At 62.3% G+C, this 998-nt stretch carries 2 protein-coding genes; one reads left to right on the top strand and one right to left on the bottom strand.

Features of this window, described 5'->3' with window-relative positions:
• A partial coding sequence (locus C0V97_RS17285) for a response regulator (RefSeq protein ID WP_148114965.1) occupies positions 1-418 on the bottom strand: 418 nt, incomplete at its 3' end.
• Between the two features lie 260 nt (positions 419-678).
• Here C0V97_RS17285 and grpE point away from each other — a divergent pair.
• On the top strand, positions 679-998 hold a 320-nt coding region (gene grpE / locus C0V97_RS17280), incomplete at its 3' end, for a nucleotide exchange factor GrpE (protein ID WP_127103710.1).

The following is a 998-nucleotide window of genomic DNA, read 5'->3' as shown; positions in this document are numbered from 1 at the left end:
TGGCCGCTCCCGCGCCCGATGTTCCGCTCCCTTCGGCGCGACTGGCATCCTGACGGCGCAGCAGAGCCCGGATACGCTCCAGAAGCAGGCGCTGTGAAAAGGGTTTGGTGATGTAGTCGTCGGCTCCCAGACGCAGCCCCATGAGCTGGTCGAGCTCCTCGTCCTTGGAAGAGAGGAAAATGACGGGCAGGGAGGAGCGGGCGCGCAGGCGTTGCAGCAGCTCCATCCCGTCCATGCGCGGCATCTTGATATCGAGCACCGCAAGACTGACAGGGCGCGCCAGAATACCCTGAAGAGCGGCCTCGCCATCGGTATAGGTGTGCACGACAAACCCTTCGGCCTCGAGAGTCATCTGGACCGAAGTCAGGATATTGCGATCATCATCCACCAGGGCGATCGTGTGCTTTGTCGTCTCCATGCGCGATGCATCCGCCTTTAATTTCTGCCTGTTGCCAATACGAGGGGGGTTGGCATATGGCTTGTCACAGCCACCTATATCTTACCACGCGGCTGCGCCCAAGACGGGGCAGTCGAAAACGGTCGGACATCTCGGGATGGCCGATCGGTGTCTTTCGTGGCTTCCAGCGGTCACGCTCGCCCCGCCAAGGGGGAGTACGCGGGAGCCGACCCTTTGCCGCCCGGTTCGACCGGGCCCGATTTTTCGAGGTTGCGACCACGATGACGACTGAAAACGCGCAGCACGACGCCCAGAACAGCGCGCAAACCGAAACGCCCGACCCGGCAGCGACAGAAGCCGCAACCGGGACCACAACCGAGACGGGTATCCAGACACCCGAAGCCCGCATTGCGGAGCTCGAGGCCCAGGTCGAGGAATTCCGCGACAAATGGATGCGTTCTGAAGCCGAGATGCAGAACTACCGCACACGCGCCAAGCGTGAGGTGGAAGATGCCCGCCAGTATGCCGTCCAGAAATTCGCCCGTGACGTGGTCGAAGCCGCCGAGAACCTGCAGCGCGGTCTCGCTTCAATGCCGGCAAA

The organism is Asaia sp. W19 (assembly GCF_003994335.1).
Classification (GTDB): domain Bacteria; phylum Pseudomonadota; class Alphaproteobacteria; order Acetobacterales; family Acetobacteraceae; genus Asaia.
The sequence above is the reverse complement of the archived record's forward strand: the minus strand, read 5'-3'. Positions and strand labels throughout refer to the sequence as shown.